This is a genomic window from Neisseria sp. P0009.S007, from assembly GCF_051962515.1.
The window spans coordinates 1-9,285 of sequence record NZ_JBQCVF010000047.1 but is presented as its reverse complement, the minus strand read 5'-3'; the positions used below and the strand labels follow the sequence as shown (position 1 = coordinate 9,285).

Here is a 9,285-nt window from a genome sequence, read left to right as displayed (position 1 = left end):
TTCCGCGATAAGGCCACCAAGCTGACGGCCATCGGTAGTGTGATGTTGGTCGTAACCTCGCTGATGCTGATTCGGACCATAGACAATGCGTTCAACCGGATTTGGCGCGTCAATTCGCAACGGCCTTGGATGATGCAGTTTTTAGTGTATTGGGCGTTGCTGACGTTTGGGCCTTTATCTTTGGGCGTGGGCTTGTCGGTCGTGATCGGTCAGGTGCAAGTGGTAGGCGGATCAGAATGGCTGAGAATTATCACTGCGGTTTCATTTATTACGATGCTGCTGTGGGGCTTATACCGCTTTGTGCCCAACCGTTTCGTGCCGGCAAGCCATGCTTTGGTCGGCGCGGCCGTAACGGCGTTTTGCTTGGAAACGGCACGCTTTTTGTTCGCTTGGTACATGGGCAACTTTGACGGCTACAAATCGATTTACGGCGCATTTGCCGCGGTACCTTTTTTCCTGTTGTGGCTCAACCTGTTATGGACGCTGGTATTGGGCGGCGCGGTTTTGACCTCGTCCCTGTCCTACTGGCGCGGCGAAGCGTTCCGCCGCAGTCTGGATGCGCGCGGCCGCTTTGACGATGTATTGAAAATCCTGCTGCTGCTCGATTCTGCCCAACAAAGCGGTAAGGCGTTGCCGGTGCAGGAGTTCAGACGGCATATCAATATGGGCTTCGACGAATTGGGCGAGCTTTTAGAAAAACTGGCGCGACACGGCTATGTCTATTTCGGCCGTCAGGGTTGGGTCTTGAAAATGGGGGCGGAGTCCATCGACTTGGCCGAGCTGTTCAAACTCTTTGTCTACCGCCCGCAAACGCTCAACAAAGACAAGGTCAATCAAACGGTTGACCACATCATGCAGCCCTGCTTGGAAACCTTGAACATGACGCTGGCCGAGTTCGGCGCCCATACGAAAAAACAATCCTCTTAAACGTGACGCCGTCTGAAACCAAAAATATCAAGTTTCAGGCGGCCTTTGCTATAATCGGCACACTACTGAATACTACATTCGACCTACAAGGAAAAATAGATGAAAACACCAGCCCTACTCTCGCTGCTCGGTTTGATTCCATCTGCCGCCTTCGCCGCCCACGGCGTAGGCCTTGGCCAACCACCCAAATATCCGGCCAACTTCACCGCTTTCGAATACGTCAATCCCAACGCCCCCAAAGGCGGCACGTTTACCACGCCTTTCCTCGGTGCTTTTGACACGCTCAACCCCTTTACCCTCAAAGGCAACCACGAATACGGCATCAGCATGCTGACGCTCGACACCCTGACCGAGCAAAGCATGGACGAACCTTACGCCGTTTACGGCCTGATTGCCGAAGACATCGCCCTGGCGCCGGACGGTCTTTCCGTTACCTTCAAAATCAACCCCAAAGCCAAATTCCACAACGGCGACCCCGTTTTGGCCAAAGACGTTGCCGCTTCATTTAACATCCTGACCAAAGACAAAGCCGCCGCCCCCATGTACCACTTCTACTGGAGCGACGTAGCCAAAGTAGAAACGCCCAACGACCGCACCGTCGTATTCCGCTTCAAGCAGCGTAACTCAGAATTGCACATGATTCTCGGCAGCCTGCCCGTCTTCTCGCATAAAAGCTATCCAAAAGGCCTGGCCGCCGCGCCCAACAGCCTGCCCATCGGCTCCGGCCCCTACCGTTTTGCCAAAGCTGAAAACGGCCGCATCAGCGAGTTTGTCCGCGACAAAAACTACTGGGCGCAAAACCTGCCCGTGCGCAAAGGCCGCTACAATTACGACCACATCCGCATCAAATACGTCAAAGACGAAGTTGTCCGCATTGAAGGGTTAAAAGGCGGCCAATATGACTTTGTACAAGAAAACGTCGCCCGCAACTGGGCGCGCGCCTACTCCGACGAAGTCCTCAAAAAACGCAACCTGTCCAAACACGAATGGCTGCAAAACAGCACCGCAGGCATGCAAGGCTTCGTCATCAATATGCGCCACAAGCCCTTGGACAATATTTACGTCCGCCGCGCCTTGATTGAAAGCTTCGACTACGAAAGCGTCAACAGCCGCATCTTCTACGGCGCATACCGCCGCACCGACAGCTTCTTCACCAACAGCACCATGGCCGCAACTGGCAAGCCCGACCGTGCAGAAACCGCATTGCTCAAATCATTGGGCACCAAGCTGCCCGATGGCGTATTGGATCAAGACGTCCCTATGCCGCCGGTTACCGACCCCAAACTGGGCGTGCGCCCGAACCTGCTCAAAGCACGCGCCCTGCTTGAAAAAGGCGGCTACCAATACAAAAACGGCAAAGCAGTCGACAAACAAGGCAAACCGCTGACCTTTGAATTCCTCGCCCCCAGCAAAAACTACGAACGCATTACCGCCAAATGGCAGCGCGACCTCGCCAAAATCGGCATTACCATGAACGTGCGCACCGCCGATTCCGCCGTGTACCAAAAACGCATGAACGACTTCGATTTTGACGTAACCACCGGCTACTACGGCAACAGCGAAAGCCCCGGCAACGAGCAATACGACTACTTCAGCTGCGCCGCCGCCAAAACCGAAGGCAGCCGCAACCTGTCCGGCGTCTGCCATCCCGCGGTCGAAAAACTGCTGACCCATTTCAACAGCTTTACCAACCGCCAAGAGCTGCAAACCACCTCGCGCGCGCTCGACCGACTGATCCGCCACCAATACACCATCGTTCCAAACTGGTTCGCCGACCGCTACCGCGTCGTGTACCGTAACGATGTAGGCATTCCGTCCAAGCTGCCGAAATACTACGACCCCATTACCTTCGCCATGACCGCAGGCTGGAAGAAAAAGTAGTCGCATTTCGACAACACGTCCAAGCGTCTGACAAGCCCTTGGCGTGTAGTCCTAAGCATAGAATCATAAAACCTAGTTGTTTGTTTAAAAACAATCAATCGGCTGATTCAACACAAACATAAAAGAAAAAACAACTTAAAGCCAAATCAAAGGCCGTCTGAAACATCCGTCAGCAAAATCATCTGCAACGGAACATTTCAGACGGCCTTTTTGTCTCTTTTCAATCCATTTTCGCAACCGAAGCAAAATATCGAAAATGAACAAAAAAATTGCAAAACAATGCCCTCAAATTTTACAAAACCGTGTACACTGCAAGGTAAGAGTTTGAATTATAAGGTTAATCTTAATAAAAACTACAATCATCCAAATTTAACCTAAATCAAGCATTCATATAACAGACAAAAGGAACAATAATATGGAAATCAAGCGTCTCTCTACCATTCTCAAACTGATTGCCAACCCCGAACGTATGGCCATTCTTTTTCTACTGCTTGACGGCGACCGCAGCATTACCGAACTGGCACAAGCACTCGACTCCTCCCCAACCGGCATCGCCAACCACCTCGCACGCCTGCGCACCGAAGGCATCATCGATTTCACGCGCTACCACCGCATCATCGAATACCGCATCATCTCCGAAGAAGCCACCACCATCCTCAATACCCTGCGCACGCTCAAAGACCCAGCAGCATAAACAAATTATTCCATATCACAACATCAAGGCCGTCTGAAACATCAGCTTTCAGACGGCCTGCCACTTTCAGCCCATATCGAAAAATAAACCAATCCGCTATACAATACCGCCCATTCCCACAGGCGCAATCCGCCGCCTTCCCACCCAACAGCACACACGGAAACATCATGAAAATCGCCACTTGGAACGTCAATTCCCTCAACGTCCGCCTGCCCCAAGTACAAAACTGGCTGGCCGACCACCAAGCAGACATACTAGCATTACAAGAACTCAAACTCGACCAAGACAAATTCCCGGCAGCCGCCCTGCAAATGATGGGCTGGCACTGCGTCTGGAGCGGCCAAAAAACCTACAACGGCGTCGCCATCATCAGCCGCCACGAACCGCAAGACGTACATTGCGGTCTGCCCGCCCTCCCCAATGACCCACAACGCCGCGTCATCGCCGCCACCATCAACGGCGTGCGCATCATCAACGTCTATTGCGTCAACGGCGAAGCCCTGGACAGCCCAAAATTCCAATACAAAGAACAATGGTTTGCCGCATTGACCGAGTTCGTCCGCGCAGAAATGGCCGTTCACCCCAAACTCGTCCTGCTCGGCGACTTCAACATCGCCCCGGCCGATGCCGACTGCTACGACCCCGAAAAATGGCACGAAAAAATCCATTGCTCCTCCATCGAAAGACAATGGTTTAAAAACCTGCTCGACCTCGGCCTGACCGACAGCCTGCGCAAAATCCACCCCGAAGGCGCGTTCTACACATGGTTTGACTACCGCGGCGCCATGTTCCAACGCAAACTCGGCCTGCGTATCGACCACATCCTCAGCAGCCCCGAACTCGCCGCCACCCTTACCGACGTCACCGTCGACCTAGAAACCCGAGCCCAAGAACGTCCCAGCGACCACGCACCGGTAATTGCCGAGTTTGACTGTTAGATTTTAAAGCAATATAAACAATAAGGCCGTCTGAAAACTTTAAATGGTTTTCAGACGGCCTTATTGTTTGGCGTAGCCACTCAAGCATGGTTAGCAGAAATACATGGCTAATGAGTACCCACTTTACCTCACTGTGTTTTACTTATGCCACCATTTAAAGCGTATCTTCTCCCCTACTTTCCACGCAACGGATGATCCAATCTTCAAACTGTCGCCATTGGGCCTCTTCGGCATAGGTGGCGGGATCGGCGGCATCGTGGATAAAAATATCGAAGTTGGGTTCGGTGCGGGACAGGTCGAAGCCGAACCAATCTCCCATGCTGTGATGCGCTCCGATGATAAAGATTTCGCCTATGTCGGGGTGTTCGTCAGGCGGCAGGTCGTCAAGTTCTTCGCGCAATAGTTGTTGGTAATAGAGATTTTGTTCTTGCAGTTGGACGAGATTGTAGATTTCTATTTTGGGCGTTTGCGATACGGTTTGATCGATCATGCTGGTGTGCCACGAATAGAAAAAATCCCCCGCGCCACATTGCTGTAAAAATAAATAATAGCTTTCAGGCAGCTTGTTCTGCGTATATCCGCGTATCGCCTGCAATTCATCAGTTGAAAGGGGATGTACATTAAAATTCAGATGGTTGGCGTGAGATACTTGGCTGTTTGCGAGCCAATATTGAAGTTGTTGCAGGGCTTGCGGATAGGTCATGATGGTCGGATTCTTTTTTTAAATGGATTATCGTTGGGCTTTGAATCAACTGGCGGGAATCAGCCTATGCGTTATTATATTCGTTGCCTGAAATGAAACAAAGGTCGTTTGAAAACGGATTCACGGTTTTCAGACGACCTTTGCACTAAGAGATTTTCAGACGACGTTTGAGGTCGTCTGAAAGTTTGAACCAATGGTTTGAACGGCAAAGAATGCGTGCATACCACACACACCCTACACCTCAGATTTAAAGTTTGTGCTATCCTCAGGTAGTGTGTGTGGCGTATCCACGCATGCGGTTAGTCATGTAGGCTACGGTTTGCTACGGTTTGTTTTTGAAAGGCTTCTAATCTTAATTTTAATTTCTTTGCATTTTTATAAGGGATTGATTGAAAATATATTATTAAACTCAATAAAATATTAAAAAATGCACATAAAATATATAATAAAATTTTCCAATTATCGTGTTTAAAGCCAAGAATATATGAATATACTCCTAGACAAAATAAAATAAATGCGAGTATATAATATGTAAATGCATCTACAAGCCAATCAAGCCAGGAAATATGAATTGTAAGTTTTCCATCATTCATTCTCATATACCTATAACTTTTAACAAGTTGATTAAACGTAAATTCACCATTTAAAAATTTATGAAAATCTATTATTTTTTCTATAATAATAACTTCTGCATTAAATTTGAATATTCGAGCAAAATATTCCCTAATGAGTTCGTTTTCTAAGAAATACCTCACATTAGATTTATGTTTTGTATTGGCTATAACCTCTTCTAAAAATTTTCTACGAAAATTTCGTCTTTCTGATAAGTATTCTAATACTCCTCTGAATCTAAAAATGATAATAGCCAATACCATAGTAAAAATTATTACTATAATGAATCCATAATTACCTTTTTCAATGTTACTAAGAATTAAATCTGTAAGTTTCTCTTCCATATCATGGTCTCTGAAATTTAAAAATTATTCTGCCCCAAACAACAACCCTTCCTTAATCCCTCGAATCCTATCTCTCAACACAGCAGCCTCTTCAAACTGTAAATCCCGAGCCGCCTGCTGCATGGCTTTTTCCAGTTTGGCAATTTCTTTCAAGGCATCTTCTTCATTGTGGATTTCGCCGACTTTAACCTTGTTTTTGCCTTTCAGACGGCCTTTGCCGCTGTCTTCTTCGTGGTACACGCCGTCGATGATGTCTTTGACCTGTTTTTTAATCTGCTGCGGCACGATACCGTGTTCTTCGTTGAATTTAATTTGTTTTTCGCGGCGGCGTTCGGTTTCGTCGATGGCGGCTTTTATGGAGTCGGTAATTTTATCGGCGTACAGGATGGCAACGCCGTTCACGTTGCGCGCAGCGCGGCCTATGGTTTGAATCAGGCTGCGGTGGGAGCGCAGAAAACCTTCTTTGTCGGCGTCGAGGATGGCGACGAGGGAGACTTCGGGGATGTCGAGGCCTTCGCGCAAGAGGTTGATGCCGACCAGTACGTCAAACAGTCCAAGCCGCAAATCTCTAATGATTTCAACGCGCTCTACGGTGTCGATGTCGCTGTGCAGGTAGCGCACTTTGATGCCGAGTTCGCTGTAATAGTCGGTGAGTTGCTCCGCCATGCGTTTGGTGAGGGTGGTAACGAGAACGCGTTCGCCTTTTTGGATACGGTCGTTGATTTCGCTCATTAAGTCATCGACTTGGGTGGCGACGGGGCGGATGATGATTTGGGGATCGACCAGCCCTGTGGGGCGGACGACTTGTTCGACCACTTGTCCAGCGTGTTCTTCTTCGTATTTGGCAGGGGTAGCGGAGACGAAGACGGTTTGCGGCATGACTTTTTCAAATTCGTGGAATTTGAGCGGTCGGTTGTCGCGGGCGGAAGGCAGGCGGAAGCCGTAGTCGACGAGGTTTTGCTTGCGCGATGCGTCGCCTTTGTACATGCCGCCGATTTGGGTTACGGTAACGTGGCTTTCGTCGATGAACATGATGGCGTTGTCGGGCAGGTAGTCCATCAGCGTGGGCGGCGGTTCGCCTTCTTTTTTGCCGGAGAAGTGGCGGGAGTAGTTTTCGATGCCTTTGCAGAAGCCCATTTCGTAGAGCATTTCGAGGTCGAAACGGGTGCGCTGCTCGATGCGTTGTTGTTCGACGGGGCGTTGTTCGCTGGCGAAAAATTCGATGCGTTCGCGCAGTTCTTCTTTGATAGACTCGCAGGCGCGCAAGACGGTGTCGCGCGGGGTAACGTAGTGGCTGGACGGGAAGACGGTGTAGCGGCCGACGCGTTGAATAAGACTACCAGAAAGTGGGTCGAACATATCGAGGCGGTCGATTTCGTCGTCGAACAGGCTGATGCGCAAGGCGTTTTCGGAGCTTTCGGCGGGGTACACGTCAATCACGTCGCCGCGCACACGGAAGCTGCCGCGTTTGAAATCCAAATCGCCGCGTTCGTACTGCATGGAAACGAGCGTGGCGATGATGTCGCGCTGCTCGATGGTGTCGCCTTCTTTGACGGACAACACCATTTGTTGATATTCGGTCGGGTCGCCGATACCGTAAATGGCGGATACGGTGGCGACGATAATCACGTCGTTGCGCGTCATCAGGTTTTTGGTAGCGGAAAGGCGCATTTGCTCGATGTGTTCGTTGATCGCGCTGTCTTTTTCGATGAACAAGTCGCGGCTGGGCACATAGGCTTCGGGTTGGTAATAGTCGTAGTAGGAGACGAAATATTCCACCGCGTTTTCGGGGAAAAACTCGCGCATTTCGGCATAAAGCTGGGCGGCAAGGGTTTTGTTGTGCGCCATGATGATGGCGGGGCGGCCGCTTTGCGCAATTACGTTCGCCATGGTGTAGGTTTTGCCCGAACCGGTTACGCCGAGAAGGGTTTGGTAGGCAAGGCCGTCTGAAAGTCCTTCGAGCAGGCCGGCAATGGCGGTGGGCTGGTCGCCTGCGGGCGGAAATAGCTGATGGAGTTTAAACGGAGAATTGGGATATTGGATGACTTCCATAAGATGGCCTGTTTTATGTTCAGGGAAAGAGAGGATTATAACAAAGGGCCGTCTGAAAATTGATAGTGTGCCAATCTAACAAGACTAAATATTTCATCTCCTTACTTAGCTAACTGAGGTTGGTTGTGTTAGCAGGAACAATTAAATTATCCTCTCCCGAAAGGACGTGCCTGAGCACGTCCTTTTTCTTTATCCGCTTCTCCCTTTCCACCCGATTGTTACCCCATAAAAGGCCGACACTCCGCATCATTGCCCCTAAATATCTCCTCGCCGTCCGTACAACTGCCCTTTCCCTTCATCTTCCCGCAAACTACTGCTGTCAACGACTCGTTCAAGCGCAATACCCTCGGTTCCGCCTCCCTGTCCAACGCCACCGCCTTCAAGGTAAACTTACCCTCCAGGATGCCCTTAGCCTGACCGCTCATCCTGATACAGAAACCGCCCGCCTCCTTCACCGGCAGTTCCGGCCACTTCGTCGACGTCAGCTTAAAGCTGCCCTTTTTCGTGTAGAACTGCTCCATAAAGCGCGCATTTTCCAGCAGGGCGGCATGCGCCGCACGCAGGTTCGCCGAGCGGACCGATTCCCGATAGGCAGTCAATGCCGCCGTCGCCAATATCGAAACCAACAGCATCACCACCAACAGCTGTATCAAAGAATACCCCCTCTGCACGGTTGCCCTATTCCGTTTTCCGTTAAATACCTTTAAGTACATATCTTTATTCCCTTTATCTTTTCTATCACTATCCAACAAGAAGCTCCCTATCCGTTTATCCCTTTACCCAATGGCCCCCATTGGTCCAAGTCTTCATTCCCGCCCCCATACAAAGCCGCCCCGAGGCCCAACCGGCAAGCGGTTCGGCCTCGGGGCGGCATATACGGCACAAACGTCCGTCAGACTTATTTTTTCACGGCAGGCTGGGCGGCCTTAGGCGCGGTAGGAGAAACCGTCGCCTCCGCCTTCAATTTGTTCAGCACCGCATCACCGATGCCCTTCACGTTTTTCAGCTCATCCACCGATTTGAACGCACCGTTCTTCTGACGGTATTCCACAATCGATTTCGCCTTAGCCGGGCCGATACCCGGCAATGCCTCCAGTTCGGCAGAAGAGGCCGTATTGACGTTCACGGCAGCCA

9 protein-coding genes are annotated in these 9,285 nt (G+C 50.4%); 4 read left to right on the top strand and 5 right to left on the bottom strand.

What is annotated here, in order from left to right:
- The 4 genes from ACTHS3_RS06195 to xth form a co-directional block, all read left to right on the top strand.
- A partial coding sequence (locus tag ACTHS3_RS06195; RefSeq protein WP_440367409.1) for a YihY family inner membrane protein occupies positions 1–927 on the top strand: 927 nt, incomplete at its 5' end.
- 99 nt (positions 928–1,026) lie between these two features.
- Entirely contained in the window at positions 1,027–2,808 is a 1,782-nt protein-coding gene (locus ACTHS3_RS06190; RefSeq protein WP_003749172.1) for an extracellular solute-binding protein, read from the top strand.
- Between the two features lie 415 nt (positions 2,809–3,223).
- The gene (locus ACTHS3_RS06185) at positions 3,224–3,502 is read left to right on the top strand and encodes an ArsR/SmtB family transcription factor (protein ID WP_254342413.1); all 279 of its coding nucleotides are present in this window, start codon (positions 3,224–3,226) and stop codon (positions 3,500–3,502) included.
- A gap of 167 nt (positions 3,503–3,669) precedes the next feature.
- Positions 3,670–4,440: an exodeoxyribonuclease III gene (xth, locus tag ACTHS3_RS06180; RefSeq protein ID WP_440367407.1), complete on the top strand. Its 771-nt coding sequence runs from the start codon at positions 3,670–3,672 to the stop codon at positions 4,438–4,440.
- Between the two features lie 154 nt (positions 4,441–4,594).
- Here xth and ACTHS3_RS06175 read toward each other — a convergent pair whose 3' ends face one another.
- The 5 genes from ACTHS3_RS06175 to ACTHS3_RS06155 form a co-directional block, all read right to left on the bottom strand.
- Positions 4,595–5,143: an SMI1/KNR4 family protein gene (locus tag ACTHS3_RS06175; protein ID WP_440367405.1), complete on the bottom strand. Its 549-nt coding sequence runs from the start codon at positions 5,141–5,143 to the stop codon at positions 4,595–4,597.
- A 299-nt stretch (positions 5,144–5,442) separates the two neighbouring features.
- A complete protein-coding gene (locus ACTHS3_RS06170; RefSeq protein WP_308881600.1) occupies positions 5,443–6,099 on the bottom strand; it encodes a hypothetical protein in 657 nt (218 codons plus the stop codon).
- A 24-nt stretch (positions 6,100–6,123) separates the two neighbouring features.
- Positions 6,124–8,151: an excinuclease ABC subunit UvrB gene (gene uvrB, locus ACTHS3_RS06165; protein WP_440367404.1), complete on the bottom strand. Its 2,028-nt coding sequence runs from the start codon at positions 8,149–8,151 to the stop codon at positions 6,124–6,126.
- Between the two features lie 218 nt (positions 8,152–8,369).
- Positions 8,370–8,864, bottom strand: coding sequence for a type IV pilin protein (locus ACTHS3_RS06160; RefSeq protein ID WP_440367415.1), 495 nt, complete (start codon positions 8,862–8,864; stop codon positions 8,370–8,372).
- Between the two features lie 185 nt (positions 8,865–9,049).
- Positions 9,050–9,285: ComEA family DNA-binding protein (locus ACTHS3_RS06155; RefSeq protein ID WP_440367402.1), on the bottom strand; the 236-nt coding region annotated here is incomplete at its 5' end.